The sequence below is a fragment of the Marinobacter iranensis genome (assembly GCF_029207565.1).
In the GTDB taxonomy this organism is placed as follows: domain Bacteria; phylum Pseudomonadota; class Gammaproteobacteria; order Pseudomonadales; family Oleiphilaceae; genus Marinobacter; species Marinobacter iranensis.
Map to the genome: position 1 here is coordinate 224,450 of NZ_JANCMW010000006.1, position 20,738 is coordinate 245,187.

The following is a 20,738-nucleotide window of genomic DNA, read 5'->3' on the forward strand; positions in this document are numbered from 1 at the left end:
CGCTACCATCACATCGCCGCAATTACCTCAAGATTACGGCGACAGGCGCCCAGGTAGGACGATCCGAACAGGTTGTAATGGTTAAGGGTGTGATAGAGGTTATAGACGGCCCGTTTGGTGTCGTAGACCCGCGTTCGGGGATAGACCCGGTCATAGGCGCGGTAGAAAGCCGTTGAGAAACCGCCAAACAGTTCCGTCATGGCGATGTCCGCCTCCCGGTCACCGTAGTAGACCGCAGGGTCAATCAGCCAGGGGCCAGTATTGTCGAACAGCACATTGCCGGACCAGAGGTCACCATGGAGCAGGCTGGGGTGTTCGCAGTGTTCATTCAGGAATTGAGAAAGGGCATTGCCCTTGCGCCTGAGCACAACCTCAAACTCTTCCCGAACCTGAGAATTTCCGATCATTCCAATCTGCACACCCAACCGGTCCTGCAGGAAGAAATCGCCCCAATCGTCCGTCAGCCGATTTTTCTGCGGTGACAAACCGATCATGTTGTCGCTTGCAAAGCCATAGTGGGGCTGACGAACTGTATGCATCCGGGCCAGTCCCTCACCCAGGGCGATCATGGCTTCCTCGCTTGCCGGGCCGGGACTGATCCTGGGAATAACCAGTTCCCGTTCCGACACGGACTTCACTTCCGGAACACGCAGCTCGCTGACACCCGCCAGCCGAAGGGTCTCCGCCAATGTTTCAAGGCCCCGGGCCTCACATAGCAGAGCATCGGTACAAGAACCAGGATTGTGTTTGACAAAATCAGCCATAGTCACCATATAACCATGATCGGGAATCGCCCCGCAAACTCATCCCATACAGGATCAACCCGATGACAGATTTCAGTAAGCGCAAGGCAAGCGAGCAGTTGAACACCGAAGCCAACAGGGTCCGCCAGGACGATGTCGGCGACCTGCTCAGCCGCCGCCAGGCCATTGAGGAAAAAGTCAGGAACAGCGGCAAACTGCGCCGATTCAGTACCGACATCCGCCTGATGTTTTCCATGCTGCAGGATTACTGGCAAGGGAACTACCGGGAAGTGCCCTGGAAAAGCATCGCCGCCATTGCCGGCGCCCTTATCTATGTACTCAACCCCCTGGACCTGATTCCAGACCTGCTTCTGGGTGTTGGCTTCCTGGACGACGCGGGAGTCGTGGCGGCCTGCCTGGCCTGGGTGGAATCCGACCTGCTTCGTTACGCCGCGTGGAAAGAGCAGTCTGAGCAGGCCACCACAATGGTGCAAGACGACCAATAACGCACGATATTAGAGCACAATTTAACCCGTCCCCTCTGACTTCCGCACTCTTCCCGGGCAGAAATGCCCCGCAATGTGTTATCGCTTCTGATTTTGCCTCAAAACGGAACACTCCTTGCTTATTGTGCACGCCATCAATGCACAACCCGCCCGTGACAGGCGGATAAAAACCAAAAAATCAGGAGCAAACACCCCGTGGATATCACGAGTGCAGTACATACCCTGACCGAAAGCGCCAACACGCTGTTCATTCTTATCGGTGCCATTATGGTACTGGCCATGCACGCCGGATTCGCCTTCCTGGAAGTGGGCACGGTGCGCCACAAGAACCAGGTGAACGCCCTGGTAAAGATCATGACGGATTTCGGCATCTCCGCCGTGGCCTACTTCTTCATCGGCTATTACATCGCCTACGGCAGCCATTTCATGGCCGGCGCCTCGGAACTGACCACCGCCAACGGCTATGATCTGGTCAAGTTCTTCTTCCTGATGACCTTCGCCGCAGCCATACCCGCCATCGTGTCGGGCGGTATTGCCGAACGTGCGAAGTTTTACCCCATGCTCATCGCCTCGGGCCTGATTGTGGCCTTCGTGTACCCGTTCTTTGAAGGCATGATCTGGAACGGCAACTACGGCTTCCAGGCCTGGCTGGAGAACCAGTTTGGCGCAGCGTTCCATGACTTCGCAGGCTCCGTTGTGGTGCACGCCGTCGGCGGCTGGATTGCCCTGGCAGCAGTGCTGCTGCTTGGCGCGCGAAACGGCCGCTATCGCAATGGCAAAGTCGTGGCTTTTGCCCCCTCCAACATTCCCTTCCTGGCCCTGGGCGCGTGGATTCTGACCGTGGGCTGGTTCGGCTTTAACGTGATGTCGGCGCAGACTCTCGACGGCATCAGTGGCCTGGTGGCGGTAAACAGCCTGATGGCGATGGTGGGTGGTGTTCTGGTGGCCATGCTGGTCGGCCGCAAGGACCCGGGCTTTATCCATAACGGCCCACTGGCCGGCCTGGTGGCGGTGTGCGCCGGTTCGGACCTGATGCACCCGGTCGGTGCACTGATCACCGGGGGTATTGCCGGTGCCATCTTCGTTTACATGTTCGAATGGGCCCAGGACAGGATCGAGCGCCTGGACGACGTACTGGGTGTCTGGCCCCTGCACGGTGTGTGTGGTGTCTGGGGTGCCATCGCGGCCGGCATCTTTGGCCAGGAAGCCTTCGGCGGCCTGGGCGGCGTCAGCCTGATGTCCCAGATTATTGGTGCCGTTGCCGGCGTTGTGGTGGCCTTTGTGGGCGGCCTGATCGTTTATGGCATCGTCGGCGCCATCTCCGGGCTGCGCCTGACGGACGAAGAAGAGTTCAACGGCGCGGACGTCAGCATTCACCGTATTGGCGCCACATCACTGGAATAAACGGGAGAGGCCTGCTCCGGCCCTCAATCACTGTAGCCGGTCAGTTCCATATAACCCACCCCATCGTGGGAACCAGTAACGGACACCGGGCTTTCCCAATACGGGTAGAGCCCGGTATTCCAATACTCGCCCGGTGGCGCGGCAATGATCAGGTCCACCTCCTGTTCCGGGATCGTCAACCGCCATTCCACAGGCACCCGGCCACGCTTCGACTCATACCAGCTTGCCGGTTTCAGATTCAGGTCATCCCCACCCAGTGACTGAACCTCTCCGTTCGCGTTGATCCAGCTACCGGACAGGAAAGCACCATCGTCCTCCCGCAGGCGAAACACCATCAGTTTGTGGCCATCCTCCAGATGCAGGGCAAACCAGTCCCAGCCCTGCTGGCCAGCCTTGAGAAACTGGCTGCTCCACTCGCGATCAAACCAGCCTTTGCCGGAGACTTCCAGGGTTCTATCCCCGAGCGTCACCGTTCCCTCAATCTGCAAATCCACCAGGCTGAAATACATGGAGCCTTCCCCACTGGCGGATTTGGCACTGAACCCTTCGTTACCGTGAGCAACCACATCACCGGTGTTGCTCAGCCGAAGATCGTAGCCCCAGCCATCCCCGTTCACTTGCAGGCGCCAATCATCGGAACCCGGCATCGGTTGCAGCCGCCAATCATCCAGCCACACGCTGAAGGGCTGCGCCGTGGCCCCGGCATGGCCCACATCACCCCGGGCCAGCTTCTCCTGGAATCGGTGTTCACCGTCAAACGACACCGCCGCGTGGGCCATCCAGGCCGCCTCCAGGGGCCAGGCATCCGCATCGGGAGGATCGCTCTCAACATCGCGGGGTTGAAGGGCCTGACGGAACTGGGTCCATTGCAGCCCCAGGGGGGTGCCGTCGCGGGTTTGCAGGTTGGCAGTGAGATACCACCATTCGATGCGGTGTTGCGGGTGTGGGCCCCAGTCATCGGGAAACACCAGGGTATCCCCGGGCTGCGGTTGCAGGAAGCCCGATTCGTCCACCTCACCGACCTGTTGGGCCAGGCCGGCAAAGCCGATTTCTTCTGATGAATCCGTGCAGCCTGCCACGGTAAGCGCCAGACAAAACACGATAAACCCGACGTGTACTCTCATCGCTCCACCTGCTTTTCACTTGCCCGATGAACCAGCTGCCTGCGCATCAGGAGAGCAATCACCAGACCGGTCACCAACGCCACCAAGCCCAGCTCCAGCCAGAACAGGGGATACAGGTCCATCGGCAGTGACCAGCCAAAGGCCAAGGGATTGATACGGCTGACCAGGGCCCAGGTCAGCCAGATGCCCAGTGGCAGGGCGGCGAGGGTAATCGCCAGGGTGAGTGTGACCGAGAGCCGCCGGAGCTGGCCCCGAACCACTATGGCCGGCAGGCCCCAGATGCCCAGCAACCGGAAGTACCAGGCCCGGGTGGTGAAAAACACCCAGCCCATGATCAACAAAGCAACCGCGGCCAGCACCAGCGTTAGCAGGCTGATGGCACGGGTGAGCAGGAAGGTCTGGCCGAACACCTGCGAGGCCAGGGCGCGGATGCTGGCGTTGTCCCTCACGGTCAGGTCGTGCGTATTCCAGGTCTCCGCCAGGTGTTCGCTGATCTCAGCCATGGTCAGCGCGCCGGGATTGATCGAGAAGCTTTCAAAGCGGGCACTGAAATTCCGCGGCAACGTCGCCCCGGACATGAGTATCTCTCCCGCAGGGCGGCCGTAATCCGAATAGATACCCACCACCTTCGCACTGGTGACGGTCTCTGCCAGCGTTATTTCCAGGGTGTCCTCCACCTCAAGCTGGCGGCGGCGGGCCAGTTGCTCGTTGATCATCACACCGCCCTGTTCAAGTGCCTGCCAGGGCTGGTTGACACTCGCCATCAGGGCCCAGCCCACGACCAGGTCACCGATAGGATTGAGGGCAAAAAGATCCACGGCGACGGTGTCGCCCTCACTGCCGGAAGCTTCCACACTGATTCGTGCTTCACCACGGCTCACCTGATGCCAGGCCCCGATACCTTCAAGCTTCCTTAACCTGTCCGCCGCCAGACCGGCGTCCGCCCCCTGCGGCACCTCCACGTAAAATTCCGCCTCCAGGCGCTGGGCCAGCCAGTCCTCAAAGGTACTCTCGAAGGTGGTCACCAATGCCTGCACGGCCAGTACCGTTGCCATGGCATACTGCAGTGCCACCACGGGAAGCGCCAGGTGCCGGAACATAACTGCCAGCTCCCGGCGCCGCCAGCGTGTGAGAAGGTCGTTCTCATCCAGACTGGCGTGATCGGACAGCCTCTGAGCCAACAAGGCCAATAACCCGGGCGTGAGCCAGCCGGCACCGGCGAACACCAGCGCCGTACCCGCGAAAACCCAGGCCAGGTTAGGCGCCAGGGCCACCCCTACCAGCCCGGAGGACAAAATCAGGGCTGCGACCAGGCGGCCACGGCGGGAACCGGCCACGCCCTGCCAGTGCTGAGGCACCACCCAATCCACCAGGCAAACCGCCAGCACCAGCAATACCATCACCCCGGCAGCCTGCCAGGGCAGGGAGTCCGCCGAACCGGCGTATAAGGTCACGTCAAACAGGCTATCCAGGGCCTGTCCAAAGCCGCTACCCAACACGCCGGCCAGCTGCGCGCCCAGCCAGAGTCCTGGAAGTACGCAAACACCTGCCAGTGCCACCAGCTCCAGCGCCAGTAACTGCCTTACCCGCCGGCGGGGCACCCCAAAGCGGTACAGCAGGTCAAAGCTGCCCCCTCGCTGGGCGATGCCCAACCGATGCACGCTGCGCACCAGCAGGCCAGTGATCAGCAGTACCAGCAGACTCAGGGCATCCAGATTGAGCAGAAAGCTGTCCGCCAGTTCGCCCGTGGGCGGCCCCAGCGAGAATTCACGCGAAACGTAGCCTTGAGGCAGCGCCAGGTTCTTATCCGCGGCCAGCAGGTACAGCCGGCTTTCGTGTCCCTCCCGGGACAGATGTGCAGCTTCGCTGATATCGAGGAAGGGTGTGCCGTCCAGCGTGCCGGCACCCCCGCCGGGAGCAGACTCGCCAAAACAGTTCATGGCCAGGGGGTCGATACCGACCACCCGGCCCTCGGGAGGCGGGCGCTGTACCTCCAGCCAGGGCGCAACACACACACCGGCCATGCGCAGATCGGCAAAGTCATCAACATCAACCGGCTGACCATCGGAGTGCACCACATGAACCCGGGCTGCCACTGCCGCCTCACTCTGGAACAGGCTGCTACGGGCCTGATCGGTCAGTACGGTGACGCCGGCCCAAAGCATGGTGGCCAGCACAATCATCAACGCCAGTGCCGCCAGTTGGAATGGGTGGCGGCGGTAATGGCTGACGAAGGCGCGAACCAGCATCATGGTTTACCCGGCACCACTGAGATCGAGCATGTGATCGCAGCGAGAGGCCAATTCCGTGTCGTGGGTGGCCAGGACCAGGGCGCAAGCTGTCTCCCGCTGCATGGCAAACAGGCAATCTGCCACCGCATCGGCAGTATGGCGATCAAGGCTGCCGGTAGGCTCGTCTGCCAGTATCAATGCTGGCGACATGGCGAACACCATGGCCAGTGCAGCCCGTTGTGCCTGGCCACCGGAAACCTGGTCCGGGTAGCGATCGGCCTCGGCACCCACGCCCAGACGTTCAAGCCACCCACGTTCATTGCCGGAAAGGTGGCCTGCCAAGTGTGCCCGCAGGCGAACATTGTCCATCAGCGACAGCGCCGGCATCAGGTTCGCTTCCTGGAACACCACACCGATGGAGCGTCGCCGCAGCTCCGCCCAACGCGCTTCAAAACTGGTGTTGCCCGAACGGTGGAATGACTCGCCCGCTACCGTGATGATCCCGTCGTCTGGCGTCTGCAGACCACACAGAAGGTTCAGCAGGGTGCTCTTGCCAGAGCCCGAACGCCCGACAACCGCCAGTGACTCACCGGGACGAACACCCAGAGACAGGCTCCTCAGTACCGGTACCAACTGGCCACCGCTTTTAAAACCCTTGCTCAATCGTTCAACCGCCAGTATGGGGCCCGGCATACACACTCCGCTGGATAGTGGGTTGGGGGACTATACCGCCCGAATCCGCTTTTGGATTCGGAGCAACATTACTGAGCGTTCCATTTTATTATCAGATTTACTAAGACTTTAGTCTTAATTGGCATCACTTTTTGCCGAAAATCTGATCTAATTCGCCCCTCTTTACTTGTGCTTACATTACCTACATATTTTTACCGCCCGGAAACATCCCGTTACCGGGCCGCTGCAGATCTCGCCGCATGGAAAGCTACAAAGAACCTCTGAGAGAACTGGCGCGCCCCTATCGCAAGGCGGTACTCAAGGCGTTGTTGGTCCTTACCATTATGGGAGGAGCGCTTTTCGCAGCTCTGAACATCTCAACGGGCAGTTATGTGCTTGCCGCCGTTGAAATGGCAATGGGCGCCTACGCCATCTTTGTTTTCAGGGCTATCCGCTATACCCGGCATCTTGAACGCTGGATCATCGCTTACGCCATTCCGTTCTTCACCGCCATGATGTTTGCGATGATAACTCCCCGGGCTACCTCCACTGTACACGCCTGGGTCCTGCTGATTCCGATCATTTCGCACCTGCTCATGGGGCGACGACTGGGGCTGGCAGTCGCGGTTTTCTACATGAGCGTCGCTGCGATCATTTTCATGTTCAAGCATCAGGGGCAGGCAGATATGATGCAGGCCCTGCCAATCACCAACATCGCCGTGATTTCCCTGTGCATCCTGGTGTTTTCCCATGTTTACGAAGTCACCCGGGAACAATCCGAGCGCCAGTTGCTGAAGATTGCCCAGACCGACACCCTTACCGGCCTTGCCAACCGCGCAAGGCTCAGCGATATCTTCGAACGGGAACAGCAGCGGGCCCGCCGTTACAACACCCCAATAACCATCCTCGCGCTGGATCTGGACCACTTCAAGGCGGTCAATGACCGCTACGGCCACGAAACCGGCGACATGGCACTGCAACACGTTGCCCGCATTTTCCGGGAATGCCTGCGTGCCACGGACCTGCCAGCACGCCTGGGCGGTGAGGAGTTCGGCATACTGCTAACCAACACCAACAGCCAGCAGGGCCTGGAGGTGGCCGAGAAAATCCGCGTTGCCGTCGCCTCTACTCCATTGCATGTCAACAACGATGTGATCCGCCTGACCCTCAGTGGCGGCGTGGCGGAATTCGGAACAGACGGCGACACCCTTCGAGACTTGGTTCGTGAGGCAGACCGTCGGCTATACCATGCCAAGGATGCCGGCCGAAACCAGATTATTCCAGCTGACAACAGGCATCCGGGAAACGTCAGTTGAAGGCTCAACTCCTCATCAGGCCTCGCCAAAGCCCCACGGAACTCTCTTGCCAACTTGCCAAAATACGCACCCCTGTGGTGCAATCAATGCCCTTTTTCTTGCGTGCCCCATCCTATGGCGGCTTACTACACGGGAACTTATCTCTCATGATCGCAAAACTCGACGAAAAGCTGGAACCCATCTTCCAGGACGTACTGCACCGCAATCCGGGAGAAAGTGAGTTCCATCAGGCTGTCCATGAAGTCCTTGAGACTCTTGGCCCTGTTCTGGTGAAGCACCCCGAATTCGCCGACAAAAAAATCATCCAGCGCATCTGCGAACCTGAACGCCAGATTATCTTTCGTGTGCCCTGGCAGGACGACAGCGGCGAGATTCACATCAACCGTGCCTTCCGTGTCGAATTCAACAGTGCGCTGGGGCCCTTCAAGGGCGGCATGCGCTTTCACCCGTCCGTTTACCTGGGCATCATCAAATTCCTTGGCTTCGAGCAGATTTTCAAGAACGCCCTGACCGGCCTGCCCATCGGCGGCGGTAAGGGTGGCAGCGACTTTGACCCGAAGGGCAAGTCTGACGACGAAGTCATGCGCTTTTGCCAAAGCCTGATGACGGAGCTCTATCGCCACCTTGGCGAATACACCGACGTTCCGGCCGGCGACATCGGCGTGGGCGGCCGCGAAATCGGCTACCTGTTCGGCCAGTACAAACGCATCACCAACCGCTACGAATCCGGCGTGCTGACTGGCAAAGGGCTGGAGTGGGGCGGCAGCCGCGCCCGCACCGAAGCCACCGGTTACGGCACCGTGTTCTTCACCCATGAAATGCTGAAGGCCCGTGGTGACTCCCTGGAGGGCAAAACCGTGGTGGTATCCGGCTCGGGTAACGTGGCTATCTATGCCATCGAAAAAGCCCATGAGTTGGGCGCCAAGGTTATTGCTTGCTCCGACTCCAGCGGCATGATCGTGCACGAGAAAGGCATTAACCTGCAGACTCTCCAGCGCATCAAGGAAGTGGAGCGCCGTCGCATCAGCGCCTACACTGAGTTCCACAAGGACGCGAGATATGTGGAAGGCGGCAATATCTGGACCGTGCCCTGTGACGTGGCCCTGCCCTGCGCCACCCAGAACGAGCTCAATGGCAAAGACGCCAAAACATTGGTTGAGAACGGCTGCATCGCGGTAGCCGAAGGCGCCAACATGCCCACCACGCCAGAAGGCATCGATATTTTCCAGAATGCCAAACTCGCCTACGGCCCGGGCAAGGCCGCCAACGCCGGCGGCGTCGCCACTTCCGCGCTGGAAATGCAGCAAAACGCCAGCCGTGACACCTGGACCTTCGATTACACTCAGAAGCGGCTTGAGGAAATCATGATCGATATCCACAAGAACTGTTATGAGACAGCCGCCGAGTTCGGCTCAGAGGGCAATTATGTGCTGGGCGCCAACGTTAATGGTTTCCTTCGCGTTGCCAGGTCGATGAACGCCATGGGCGTGATCTGATCCTGCCATGACCAGTAACGAGCCTCTCCAGCCTGAAGACCGGGTTTCCACCGGACTGTCCGGGCTGGACGAGGTTCTTGATGGCCTGCGCATTGGCGATAACGTGGTCTGGCGGGTGTCAGATCTGGAGGACTACCGCCGCTTCGTGCTTCCCTTCCTGGACGCCGCCGCCGATGCCAACCGGCAGATCATCTATCTTCGTTTTGGCGAACACCCACCCATCATTGAACAGCACCCTGCGGTTCGTACCATCGAAATCGATGCCCTTGGCGGCTTCGAAAGCTTCACCAGCCGAGTGTGGCATCTGATAGAGCAGCATGGCCGTGGCGCATTCTACGTGTGCGATAGCCTCAGCGAACTGCTCAATGCCTGGGCCACCGACGCCATGGTGGGGAATTTCTTCCGGGTGGTTTGCCCGTTCCTGTATGAGCTGGACACCGTGGCCTGGTTCGCCCTGCATCCGGACCGCCACTCCCGCAGGACCCTGGATCGCATCCGCGAGACGACCCAGGTGATGATCGACATACACCGCCACGGTGACAATGTTCAGATTCACCCCATCAAGGCCTGGCGCCGGCAGTCGCCCACCATGTTCCTGCCTCACCGGGAGCACGACAGCCGGTTCCAGCCAATCACCGACAGCAGCGAAGCCACCCGGCTTCAGGCCAGCCTGGAACTGGAACACCTGCACCGCCAGCCACTGCTGGATTACTGGGACCGGCTGTTCCAGGAAGCCAGCCGGGCACTCTCCGAACAGGATGAAAACCGCATCGCTGACCTGCAGGAACAGGTATTGCGGGTACTGATCAGCCGGGACCCACAGATTCTGGAACTGGCACGGCGCTACCTGTCACTGGAAGACCTGCTGGGTATCCGCAGCCGGATGGTGGGCAGTGGTTACATCGGTGGCAAAGCCACCGGTATGCTGATTGCCAGGAACATCCTGCTAAAGGAAGCGCCGCAGTTGTGGCAGCAGCACCTGGAACCCCACGATTCAAGCTACCTGGGAACCGATGCCTATTACGCCTTTCTGGTGCACAACGGGCTGTGGCCGGCGATCATGCGCCAGCGGTCGGAAGCCGGCTACCTGACAGAGGCGCAGGCATTGAGAGAAGGCATTGCTGCCGGTCGGTTCCCCGATGAAATCCGTACTGAGCTGGAACGGCTGCTGGATCATTATGGCCAGTACCCGATCCTGGTGCGCTCATCCAGCCTGCAGGAAGACGGCTTCGGCAATGCCTTTGCGGGCAAATACGAGAGCGTGTTCCTGATCAACCAGGGCGCACCGGAGCAACGGCTTGCCGCCCTGGAAAACGCCATCCGTCAGGTGTATGCCTCCTCCATGAGTGAAGATGCACTGCACTACCGTAAACAGCGAGGGCTCGACCAACGGGAAGAGCCCATGGCCCTGCTGATACAGCGGGTCAACGGCCGTTTCCATGGCCGTTACTACCTGCCGGATGCCGCGGGGGTGGGAGTCTCCCGCAACACCTTCGCCTGGGACAGCACCATGGACCCGCAAGCCGGCATGGTACGGCTGGTTATGGGGCTGGGCACACGTGCGGTGGACCGGATTGAGGGGGACCATGCCTGTGTGATGGCACTGGACCAGCCGACACGGCAACCTTTTCGCAACCAGGATGAATCCTACCGCTACTCCCAGCACCTTGTTGACCTGCTGGACTTGCAGGATGGCACTCTGGACACCCGCCCCCTGAGCCAACTGCTGGAAAGCACCGCCGACCTTCCGATGGAACACTTGGCGGAAGTGGACCGGGCGGCAACCACACGGGCTGAACAGATCGGGCTGAAAAGCCCGGTCTGGCGCCTGACCTTCCGGCCACTGGTGCAGAAAGGGGCCTTTATCGCCAGGCTATCCAGCCTGTTACAGACCCTGGAGACCGGCTACCGGCACCCGGTGGATGTCGAGTTCACCCTGCATCTGGATGAACAGGGCGATCCGTCCTTCAATCTGGTGCAATGCCGGCCCCTGGCCACCGTAGGTGAATCCGGCCCCGTGAGCATCCCGGATTACCTGCCGGACGACAAACTTCTGTTCCGGACTGATGGCCATTTCATGGGCGGCAACATCAATCTCACCATCCAGCGGGTGATCCGCGTGGACGCGTCCATCTATGCCGGCCTCAACACCAGCCAGCGTTATGAGGTGGCCCGGCTTGTAGGAGAGCAGGTGCGGTCGACCAATATTCCGACCCTGCTGATCGGTCCTGGCCGGTGGGGCACCGGCAGCCCGGAATTAGGCGTTCCGGTTCGCTTTTCAGACATCGCTGGCGTGGCAGCCCTGGTTGAGGTTTCCGAGAAAGCCGGCCAGATGGTTCCGGACCTGTCCTACGGCTCCCATTTCTTCCAGGACCTGGTGGAAACCGGCATTGCCTACGCCGCTCTGTTCCCTGAGAACAGCTGCTGTCAGTATGTTCCGGAACATCTGGGGGATACTTCCGCTTCGCAATCAGAAACGCCCTCGCCAACGGCCGCTGTCCGGGTTCATGACGTTACCCACAGGCCACTCCAGTTAAGGGGTGATATCGTCCGCCAGCAGTTGGTCTGTTACTTCACGGAGTGACCTCCGGGTTGCGTCGCTCAGCGATAACGGCGCTGATCCAGGGTCATCAACCGGTCTGGATGGAACACCATCAAGCCCGTCACGAAGGCGCCATTCACAAACCCCTCGGGAATCATGAACAGGGGCAGGTAGCGCAGGTATTCGTGGATCAGTTCGGCAAAGGTGTACACACCAGCGGACCACAACATCACGCACATCACCACGCCCGCCACGGCAACCGAGATGCCGGCACCAAAAAAACCGCAAAAGAAGATATAGGCGAAGAAATTGCGGAAATTCCGCTGCCGCTCCCATAGCATGATGCCGTGGCTCACCAACGCCGGAACCATCACCGTGACCAGGCCATTGGCGGCAAAGGCTACCAGTGGTTCCCGCCCGGTAATCACTGTAATCACCAGTGCCAGCAAGCCAGAGAGCACCGCCAGCCGCCACCCCATCATCAGGGTAATCAGCGTCATACCGAACACGTGGATTGACAGCCCCGGGGAGATACCCGCCCTCAGCTGCCAGACGAATCCCAGAACCACCGCCGCCCCGAAAAACGAATGCTGCAGGGCCTGGTCGCGACGAAACTCCGGCCAGTCGATCCCCCGCACGGCCGCCACCAGGATGGCCAGGAAGATCAGGCCAGTGACAATCAACTGGCTGGCAGAGAGCAGGTTGTCTGTCATTCCCATGGTACGAGTGCTCCTGGACGGGGGGCGTAGGTCAGACCGCTTCGGTGGCGGGCCTGGTTAACGCCTGCCAGGCTTCAAAGGCACTAAGGTAGACCTTACCCCCCAGTTTTTTCAGCAGGGCCGTGTCTTTGAGCCGGTCCATGACCGGCCCTTTGACATCGGATAAGTGCAGGCGGACGCCGGCATCGTGCAACCGTTCATTGATGGCTTCCAAGCTCTCCAGAGCGGAAGCATCCACCTGGTTGACCGCCGGGCACACCAGCACCAAATCCTGTAGTTCAGGCTGGCGGGTGATCAGATCCATCACGGTTTCCTCCAGAAAGCGGGCATTGGCGAAGTAGAGGCTTTCATCCACTCGCAGGAAAGCCACCTTCGGGCACAGTTCAACGTGATGACGCAGTACATTGCGGAAATGCTCGGTACCCGGCACACGCCCGATCACCGCACTGTGCGGGCGGCTTGTCCGGTACAGGAACAGGCCGATGGAAAGAGCAACACCGGCAACGAGACCCGCTTCCACGCTGTACAGCAGGGTCAGCAGGATGGTTACCAGCATGGCGCCGAAATCGGAGCGGGAGTAGCGCCAGGTTCGGGCCAGTGCGGGCAGGTCAATCAACGTACCCACGGCCACAATAATAGTCGCCGCCAGGGTAGCGGTAGGCAGGTAGGCAATCGCGGGCGTCAGTAACAGGGTTGCCAGGGCAATGCCGATGGCAGTGAACAAGCCAGCGGCGGGGGTTTCCGCCCCGGCGTCAAAGTTCACCACCGAGCGGGAGAAACCACCCGTAACCGGCATGCCGCCGGAAAACCCCGCCCCCAGATTCGCGGCACCAAGGCCAATCAGTTCCTGGTCCGGGTCGATGCGTTGGCGCCGCTTGGCCGCCAGCGTTTGCCCCACCGATACCGATTCCACAAACCCGACGATGCTGATCAGCAGGGCCCCCACCGCCAGCTGTTTCCAGAGTGACCACTCCATGGGCGGCAGGGTGAACTCCGGCAACCCCCGGGGAACCTGCCCCACCACGCCGACACCCTGCGCCTGCAGCCCAAAACCCCAGGCCAGCAAGGTGGTTACAACCACCGCCAGGATTGGGGCCGTCTTGGTCAGCAGGTCCGCCATTCGGGCCCCAAGCCCCAAATGCGCCAGCAGGGGCTTAAGCCATTTACGGGAAACAACGAGGAAAACCAGCGCACCGACACCCACCAGCATCGTGAGCAGGTGGGTATGGCCGATATTGGTCGCAAGCGATGAGCCAATCTCAATCAGGTTGTGGCCCGACGCCTCAACCCCAAGAATGTGTTTCAACTGGCTGGCCGCAATCACCAGGCCGGATGCGGTGATAAACCCCGAGATCACCGGATGACTGAGAAAATTGGCCAGGAACCCCAGCCGCAAAATCCCCATCACCAGCAACATCAGCCCCGACATCACCCCCAGTAACACCGCACCGGCAATGTATTCCGGGGATCCGGCCGCGGCCACCGGGGCGAGTACTGCGGCCGTCATCAGTGCAATCACCGCCACCGGCCCAACCGAGAGGGTACGGCTGGTACCGAACAGGGCATACAGCACCAACGGCAGGATACTGGCGTACAAGCCCACCTGGGCCGGCAACCCCGCCAGCAACGCATAAGCCAGGGACTGGGGAATCAGCATCACGGTGACAATCACCGCGGCCACCAGATCACTGACGGCGTGCTCACGCCGATAGGCCGGCAGCCAATCCAGGAAAGGCAGGTACTGTTTCAGGTTCATTTCCACCTCAGAACAGGTTCACCGGCACTTTCAGGTACACCTGACCATTGTCTTCCGCCGGTGGCAGGTGCCCTGCCCGCATGTTCACCTGAACCGATGGCAGAATCAGCCTCGGCATGCCCAGCGTCGCATCACGCGCTGTTCGCATTTTCACGAAATCGTCTTCGGAAATCCCCTCATGCACATGCACGTTGCTACGGCGCTGTTCAGCCACTGTCGTCATGTGCTGGAACGCTTCCCTGCCTTCAGCCTTATAATCGTGACAGAGAAAAATACGGGTCTCCGGCGGTAACGCCAGTACTTTCTGGATAGACCGGTACAAAACGCGGGCATTGCCTCCAGGGAAGTCACAACGGGCTGTTCCATAATCCGGCATGAACAGGGTATCGCCCACAAAGGCGGCGTCCCCGATCACATAGGTCAGGCATGCAGGGGTATGGCCAGGCGTATGCAGTACCCGACCCTCCATTTGGCCAATCCGGAAACGGTCTCCTTCTTCGAACAGCACATCAAACTGGCTTCCATCCCGCGCAAATTCGGTCCCGGCATTGAACGCCTTACCGAATATTTCCTGCACCTCAACGATATGTGCACCGATACCGGTTTTCCCGCCCAGCTCAGCGTAAAGGTAGGGAGCAGCGGAAAGATGGTCGGCATGCACATGGGTTTCGATGATCCATTCAACCGTCAGCTTCTGCCGGCGCACATAATCGATGATCTGGTTGGCAGAGCGTACGTCGGTCCTGCCAGCGGCGTAATCAAAATCGAGAACCGAATCAATGATGGCGCAGGCGCTGCTGTCGGGGTCGCTCACCACATAACTGAATGTGTTGGTCGGTTCGTCGAAGAAATGCTGGACAAGGGGGTTAGCCATGGTTATCACCTCCCGGATGACATTTATGTTCTAAGCATATACCTAAATTGCATATATCGGGAAATGATCTTTTCTTATATACGCGATGGCCCTGATATATCCGCGAAACAGTCGCGACCGGATTGCTTGGCCTCGTAGAGCCTGTCGTCCGCGTCACCAATCAGTTGCTCAGGCGTCAGATTACCTGCACCCTCACCACCGGTGCCTGCAACACCGGCACTAACGGTGACGGAGATCTTATTGCCGTCAAACAGGAAATCGTAGCCCCGGACCTTTTCGATGATCCGGCTGACCTGTGCTGTCGCCGCTTGGGGGTCCGTGGCTGAGAAGGCCACCACAAATTCCTCACCGCCGTAGCGTGCCACCACATCCATGGCGCGGGTCTGTTCCAGCAGGATGCCGGTAAACTCCCTTAGCACATAGTCGCCGGCGAGGTGGCCCTGGGTATCGTTGATCGCCTTGAAATGGTCGATGTCGAACATCGCCAGGGCAAAGGGTTGCTGTTCCCGCTGCCACAAGGCAATCATCTCGTCCAGCCGGGGGTAGAAGTAGCGGCGGTTATGAAGCCCGGTTAACGGGTCCCTGATGGACTGATTCAGTAATTCCTCTTCCAGCCGATGCCGCTCCAACGCGCCGGATAGAAGCCCGGAAACAATAATCAGCAGGTCCGCCTGGTCTGTACGCCATACCCTGTGGCTCAGGGAGTCCACCCCGAAGAACCCGCTCACCATACCGCGGGTACGTACCGGCACACAGAACATGGAGCACACCCCCTGCTCCGTCAGCAAGGCCTTTTCCGGGCCGGCCTCGTCCGGCAGCGCCGCCACATCCTCAATAAACACCACCCGGTTCTCCCGGATCATCAGTTCGACCTGGCGGTGCCACCAGGCAAAGGTATCAATTGGCACCTGCTGCTGGGTGTCGATCAGCGACTCAACCCCATCGCGGGACCATTCATGGGTATTGGTCATCTCCGTTCGTTTTTCGGAAAACCGGTACAGGTAGGCCCGGTCCACCTCGAAAAACTGCCCGATGGCTTCCAGCACCCGGTTGATGCTCAGATCAATATTGCCAAATCCACGGCTAATAAAGTCCGAGGACAACCGCGCGATCAGCTTCTGGAAGCCGGCCTGGAAAGAAAATTCCGCTTCACTCTCACGCAGGGAAAATTCGAGATCCTTGAACGGCTGAATATCATTGAACTGGCCGTACCAGAGCACGCTACCATCGGCCTGGCGCTCCGGGACCGAGTCTGACTCAAACCAGTGATAGTCTCCGCTGGCAAGGCGCATCCGGGCCTGATGTTGCCAGGGTGTGAGCTTCCTGGCGGACTCCTCAATACTGGCGGCGACACTGGCAGCGTCTTCGGGATGTATAATCCGGAACACTTCCTGACCATCCTGATGCAGGTCCTCCGGATCAAGACCGAACAGGGTTCTGGCACGGTCACTGACGAAAGGGTAACGATGGCGCTGGCCATCGGCACTGCGCTGGTAAATAAACAGTACCCCGGCACACTTGCAGCCAGCTTTGGAAACAGCTCCAGAGACCGGCTTTGCGGCCCTTCATCATCAAATCGCGGCATAGATGCTCTGTAACTCCGGATTTGGAATGCCCGAGTTGGGCCTTACCACTAGAAGTGTAGAGCAAGCGAACATATGCCGCGAGGCGCTTTGCGGTGGTCAGGAAAAGGAACTTCTTGAATGAAACCCATCTTCTCCGGGAACGCCTGGGGAGACTACTGCCGCAGGATTTTCTCCATTGCCTTTCCTTTCGCCAACTCATCAACCAATTTGTCCAAGTAGCGAATTTTTTGCATTAGCGGGTCTTCGATTTCTTCCACACGAACGCCGCACACCACACCCTTGATAAGCGAACTATTCGGGTGAATGGCGGGCGCTCGCGCAAAGAACGTCTCGAAATCGTTCCCTTGATCGATCTGTTGCTGTAAGCCCATTGTGTCGTAACCTGTCAGCCAACAGATGATCTGATCAACGTCCTCCTTCGTTCTACCTTTGCGTTCCGCTTTATCCACGTAGTACGGATAAACTTTTGCAAACGCCATACTGTAAATCTTGTGTTTGGTCACCACGGTTTCTCCTATGACCTGAATGACGCGCAAGCACGCAATACAAAGGCCGCATGCTGAACCTTCCCCCGACGCCGGATGTACATCTTCTGCCAGTCGTCCGTCACATGCCGACTGCCGCTACACCCAGACATCATTCTCCGCCTGAAGCCCGCCGCCTGAGTCTCCGGTATTAACGACTCCTCGGGGCTCGATTAGGAGAACATGGCATTCACTTTCAGCAAAGGGCCTATGCTCCACGCCTTTGGGAACTACATACATTTCACCTTCGGATAGATGAACAACACCATTCCGAAGCTCGATGCCCATCGTCCCTTTGACCACCAGAAAAACCTCGTCCGTATCCTTATGGTCATGCCAGACAAAATCGCCTTGGAATTTCGCCAGTTTGAACTGATAGTCGTTCAACTCCGCGACAACGCGTGGCGACCAGTGTTCAGAAAACTTTCTGAACTTTTCGGCCAAATTAACTACGTCTGATTGCATTGGTGTATACCTCTATCTTCTCGCTAACGCTCTGGCTTTGCGGCGTGCCGGAGCGCCAGCGTAGGCGCATCCGACAACAGTCACTTGTTAGCCTGCATCGTTACCTCGAATGTCAATTGCGATACGTGCCAGGTCATTGCCAAACTGATGTCCGGCAACAGCGGCTGATTATGCATTATTCGTAGTGGCTCCAGAGCCTGAGAACTTTCACCACTCGCTCATCTTCGAGCACTTGGTAGACCAGACGATGCTGGATGTTGATGCGGCGTGAATAGGCTCCCGCAAGATCACCAATGAGCTTCTCAAACGGAGGTGGCTTGCGATATGGATCTTCCGCTATCAGTGCTAACAGTTCCTGGGCTTTTGGTTTGAGGCCGCTGGAGGCCAGTTTCTTTGCGTCTTTCTGTGCTTGTTTGGTGTAAACCAACTTCCATGTCACCAGTCCAGCTCCTCATCGCATTCATCCACGGGGGTATCCATCCCCTCACGAACAGACTCGCGCATACCTGGAACGGAGAGCAGATAAAGTGTTTCCTGAATTGCAGACCAGTCCTCCTCGGAAACCAGGACCGCTTTGTTCCGCTTACCCATGATGACGATTGGTTGGTGGGACTCGGCGGTCTCGTCGATCAACCGATATAGGTTGCTGCGCGCCTCAGTTGCTGTGATTCCGGTCATGACGCACCTCTTGCGTGTTCAACTTTTCACCAAGTGTACGCCTATGAGTACGTACGTCAAGACGAACGTACCGCATAACGCCTCAATAACCGGCAGCTGGAACGAAGCGAAGCGCAGAGTAAGCTGTCCGGTTGACCGCCTGGTTATGGGCCCGTTCACCCGTTGTTTTGTTTTGGCACCCGATACCGAATGCCGACTCCCAGATACTTTGCACCAACAGGACCCATGGCGCTACGAACCAGAACACTGAATGTGCGGGTTTACCCGAAGGACTCGCCGGATGGCATGATTAGGTGCCTGTCCACCAACCGCCACCCGGCTTCGCTTCCTACCGGCTGGTTTTCCGGCGGTCCATCGCCGCGGCAATGTCCTCTTCGTACGTCTCGCCCCAGCCACAAAGCGGCTCCATGGCCCGCACCAGACTCGTCCCGAAGGGCGTCAGCGAGTAGTCGACGCGCAGCGGGATCTCTCCATGGTCGGTTCTCCGGACAATGCCGTCAGACTCCAGCTCCTTCAACTGCTGGATCAACATTTTATCGCTCACGCCCCGGACGCTTCGCTTGAGCTCGCCGTAACGCGTCGGCCCCTTGTTTAAAAAGAACACAATCAAAGGCTTCCACTTCCCGGAGATCACGTGCAGCGTCGCATGCAGGCCGCAAATGAAACGTGGGGTTTCTGAGTTTTCTTTCGCCATAACGGGTACTTACCAAAAGGTGCATACTTGAACATTTGTAAGTGGCTTATATATCGTGAAAGCTAATCGAGTCAACACATACGGAGACCCAATCATGAGTCGGCTAAACGGTAAAATCGCATTGATCACAGGCGGAGCCAGCGGCATCGGCCTGGCCTCGGCCCAACGCCTTATCGAAGAAGGCGCCTTCGTCTTCATTACCGGGCGGCGCCAGGACGTCCTCGACAACGCGGCTGAGGCACTGGGATCCAACGCCCGGAGCGTCCAGGCGGATGTCACGAAGCCGGAGGATCTCGACCGCGTCTTCGAAACGATCCAGAAAGAAAAAGGGCACCTGGACGTCCTGGTGGCCAACGCGGGCGTCGGCGAATTCGCCAGCCTGGGACAGATCACCGAGGAGCACTACGACTACATCTTCGACATCAACGTCAAAGGCACCCTCTTCACCGTCCAGAAGGCCCTGCCCCTGATGACGAACGGCGGCTCCATCATCCTCACCGGGTCCACGGTCGGCAGCATGGGCACCCCCGCGATGAGCATCTACAGCGCCTCCAAGGCGGCCGTCCGAAACCTGGTGCGCAGTTGGGCCCATGATCTCAGGGGCACCGGCATTCGCGTGAACGTCATGTCTCCTGGCCCGACCAAAACAGACAAGCTGATGGAACTGCTCCCACCCGAAGCCCTGAGCGAGATGAAACAGACCGTACCGCTTGAGCGTCTGGGCGCCCCCAAAGAAACCGCGGGCGCAGTGGCGTTCCTGGCGTCCGACGATAGCAGCTTTATGACAGGGAGCGAGGTGTTCGTTGACGGGGGCTACGCGCAGGTTTAGGGGCTAGGCGGAGAGCGGGAGGCAATGAACCAAAAGGGGTCAGATTGATCTAACCCCCTTAATTTTGGCTTCCCTTACACATAACGCCGCTAAGCACGCGCGGTTGCGGAATGGAGGCGAAGCCGCAATGCAGTAACCGTCGCCGTGACTTGCCTGGTTAGCACTTGTTGCGAAATCAGATGAATAGCTCATGTTCTTCTGTGCCCTCAGGCACGAGGACCAATTCACCCGTCAACGGGTTAACAATATACTCCCACTGTATTCCCTGCGCTTCCAGCTCCTCTTGGAATAGCTCGTCATGGTATCCAAGAGCATAAAGCTCATCCTTCGCTGCAGCCTCCGAAACACCATACCGTTTAACGTAGCGCGACACGTAATCCTGATGGGGACCATCTCGACTCAAAAGCCATCTTCGCGCATCATGTTTCCGCGAACCAGCGTCGAGTCTCTTTTTGGATCTTCTCTTTCGTGTCGGCACAAATTCTCCGATTCTTTAGGTGCTAACGCTCCGCTAATGTGCGCCGCCTGCGGCGTCACCATTGAGCGGCTTGTTAGCAGATTCTGCCTGAAGACGCTCCA

20 protein-coding genes are annotated in these 20,738 nt (G+C 58.8%); 6 read left to right on the forward strand and 14 right to left on the reverse strand.

The annotated features are described in order from the left end of the window. Positions 1 to 8: 8 nt before the first annotated feature. The gene (locus tag NLU14_RS11810; RefSeq protein WP_275706714.1) at positions 9 to 764 is read right to left on the reverse strand and encodes a fructosamine kinase family protein; all 756 of its coding nucleotides are present in this window, start codon (positions 762 to 764) and stop codon (positions 9 to 11) included. 62 nt (positions 765 to 826) lie between these two features. Here NLU14_RS11810 and NLU14_RS11815 point away from each other — a divergent pair, with 62 nt between their 5' ends. Both NLU14_RS11815 and NLU14_RS11820 read left to right on the forward strand, forming a co-directional pair. After that, on the forward strand, positions 827 to 1,249 hold the full coding sequence (locus NLU14_RS11815; protein WP_275706716.1) for a YkvA family protein: 423 nt from the start codon (positions 827 to 829) through the stop codon (positions 1,247 to 1,249). 195 nt (positions 1,250 to 1,444) lie between these two features. After that, complete coding sequence (locus tag NLU14_RS11820) at positions 1,445 to 2,653, forward strand: ammonium transporter (protein ID WP_275706718.1); 1,209 nt, start codon at positions 1,445 to 1,447, stop codon at positions 2,651 to 2,653. A gap of 23 nt (positions 2,654 to 2,676) precedes the next feature. Here the strand turns inward: NLU14_RS11820 and NLU14_RS11825 are convergent, their stop codons facing one another. Genes NLU14_RS11825 through NLU14_RS11835 form a run of 3 tightly spaced genes read right to left on the reverse strand, consistent with a single transcriptional unit; the run spans position 2,677 to position 6,701 of the window. After that, on the reverse strand, positions 2,677 to 3,777 hold the full coding sequence (locus NLU14_RS11825; RefSeq protein WP_275706720.1) for a lipocalin-like domain-containing protein: 1,101 nt from the start codon (positions 3,775 to 3,777) through the stop codon (positions 2,677 to 2,679). Then, positions 3,774 to 6,029: an FtsX-like permease family protein gene (locus NLU14_RS11830; protein WP_338040790.1), complete on the reverse strand. Its 2,256-nt coding sequence runs from the start codon at positions 6,027 to 6,029 to the stop codon at positions 3,774 to 3,776. Before NLU14_RS11830 ends, NLU14_RS11825 begins: the two co-directional genes overlap by 4 nt. A 3-nt stretch (positions 6,030 to 6,032) precedes the next feature. Beyond that, positions 6,033 to 6,701, reverse strand: a complete 669-nt coding sequence (locus NLU14_RS11835; protein ID WP_275706722.1) for an ABC transporter ATP-binding protein — start codon at positions 6,699 to 6,701, stop codon at positions 6,033 to 6,035. A gap of 239 nt (positions 6,702 to 6,940) precedes the next feature. On the opposite strand from NLU14_RS11835, the gene NLU14_RS11840 reads away from it, so the two are divergent. The 3 genes from NLU14_RS11840 (at position 6,941) to NLU14_RS11850 (ending at position 12,076) form a co-directional block, all read left to right on the forward strand. Then, a complete protein-coding gene (locus NLU14_RS11840; protein ID WP_275706724.1) occupies positions 6,941 to 7,996 on the forward strand; it encodes a GGDEF domain-containing protein in 1,056 nt (351 codons plus the stop codon). A 146-nt stretch (positions 7,997 to 8,142) separates the two neighbouring features. Continuing rightward, positions 8,143 to 9,492: an NADP-specific glutamate dehydrogenase gene (gene gdhA, locus NLU14_RS11845; protein WP_275706727.1), complete on the forward strand. Its 1,350-nt coding sequence runs from the start codon at positions 8,143 to 8,145 to the stop codon at positions 9,490 to 9,492. 7 nt (positions 9,493 to 9,499) lie between these two features. Continuing rightward, positions 9,500 to 12,076 (forward strand): PEP/pyruvate-binding domain-containing protein, encoded by a 2,577-nt coding sequence (locus tag NLU14_RS11850; protein WP_275706729.1) that lies wholly within the window; start codon positions 9,500 to 9,502, stop codon positions 12,074 to 12,076. Between the two features lie 17 nt (positions 12,077 to 12,093). Here NLU14_RS11850 and NLU14_RS11855 read toward each other — a convergent pair whose 3' ends face one another. The 9 genes from NLU14_RS11855 to NLU14_RS11895 all read right to left on the reverse strand — a co-directional run bounded on the left by NLU14_RS11855 (position 12,094) and on the right by NLU14_RS11895 (position 19,330). Then, positions 12,094 to 12,753: an energy-coupling factor ABC transporter permease gene (locus NLU14_RS11855; protein WP_275706731.1), complete on the reverse strand. Its 660-nt coding sequence runs from the start codon at positions 12,751 to 12,753 to the stop codon at positions 12,094 to 12,096. A 31-nt stretch (positions 12,754 to 12,784) separates the two neighbouring features. After that, entirely contained in the window at positions 12,785 to 14,509 is a 1,725-nt protein-coding gene (locus NLU14_RS11860; protein WP_275706733.1) for a SulP family inorganic anion transporter, read from the reverse strand. Between the two features lie 7 nt (positions 14,510 to 14,516). Continuing rightward, positions 14,517 to 15,383 carry an MBL fold metallo-hydrolase gene (locus tag NLU14_RS11865; protein WP_275706735.1) on the reverse strand — a complete coding sequence of 289 codons (867 nt, stop codon included), beginning with the start codon at positions 15,381 to 15,383 and terminating at the stop codon, positions 14,517 to 14,519. A 74-nt stretch (positions 15,384 to 15,457) separates the two neighbouring features. After that, positions 15,458 to 16,888 carry a sensor domain-containing diguanylate cyclase gene (locus NLU14_RS11870; RefSeq protein WP_338040792.1) on the reverse strand — a complete coding sequence of 477 codons (1,431 nt, stop codon included), beginning with the start codon at positions 16,886 to 16,888 and terminating at the stop codon, positions 15,458 to 15,460. A gap of 233 nt (positions 16,889 to 17,121) precedes the next feature. Then, positions 17,122 to 17,472 (reverse strand): DUF2200 domain-containing protein, encoded by a 351-nt coding sequence (locus NLU14_RS11875; protein ID WP_275706737.1) that lies wholly within the window; start codon positions 17,470 to 17,472, stop codon positions 17,122 to 17,124. Between the two features lie 120 nt (positions 17,473 to 17,592). Next, positions 17,593 to 17,958 carry a cupin domain-containing protein gene (locus NLU14_RS11880; RefSeq protein ID WP_275706739.1) on the reverse strand — a complete coding sequence of 122 codons (366 nt, stop codon included), beginning with the start codon at positions 17,956 to 17,958 and terminating at the stop codon, positions 17,593 to 17,595. Positions 17,959 to 18,133: 175 nt separating this feature from the next. Beyond that, positions 18,134 to 18,397: a Txe/YoeB family addiction module toxin gene (locus NLU14_RS11885; protein WP_072822502.1), complete on the reverse strand. Its 264-nt coding sequence runs from the start codon at positions 18,395 to 18,397 to the stop codon at positions 18,134 to 18,136. Continuing rightward, complete coding sequence (locus tag NLU14_RS11890) at positions 18,394 to 18,636, reverse strand: type II toxin-antitoxin system Phd/YefM family antitoxin (RefSeq protein WP_149600852.1); 243 nt, start codon at positions 18,634 to 18,636, stop codon at positions 18,394 to 18,396. The genes NLU14_RS11885 and NLU14_RS11890 overlap by 4 nt, the downstream gene beginning before the upstream one ends. Positions 18,637 to 18,964: 328 nt before the next feature. Next, positions 18,965 to 19,330, reverse strand: a complete 366-nt coding sequence (locus NLU14_RS11895) for a winged helix-turn-helix transcriptional regulator (RefSeq protein WP_275706742.1) — start codon at positions 19,328 to 19,330, stop codon at positions 18,965 to 18,967. A gap of 94 nt (positions 19,331 to 19,424) precedes the next feature. On the opposite strand from NLU14_RS11895, the gene NLU14_RS11900 reads away from it, so the two are divergent. After that, a complete protein-coding gene (locus tag NLU14_RS11900) occupies positions 19,425 to 20,159 on the forward strand; it encodes an SDR family NAD(P)-dependent oxidoreductase (protein WP_275706744.1) in 735 nt (244 codons plus the stop codon). 399 nt (positions 20,160 to 20,558) lie between these two features. Here NLU14_RS11900 and NLU14_RS11905 read toward each other — a convergent pair. Continuing rightward, the coding region (locus NLU14_RS11905; protein WP_275706746.1) for a hypothetical protein at positions 20,559 to 20,738 on the reverse strand (180 nt) is incomplete at its 5' end.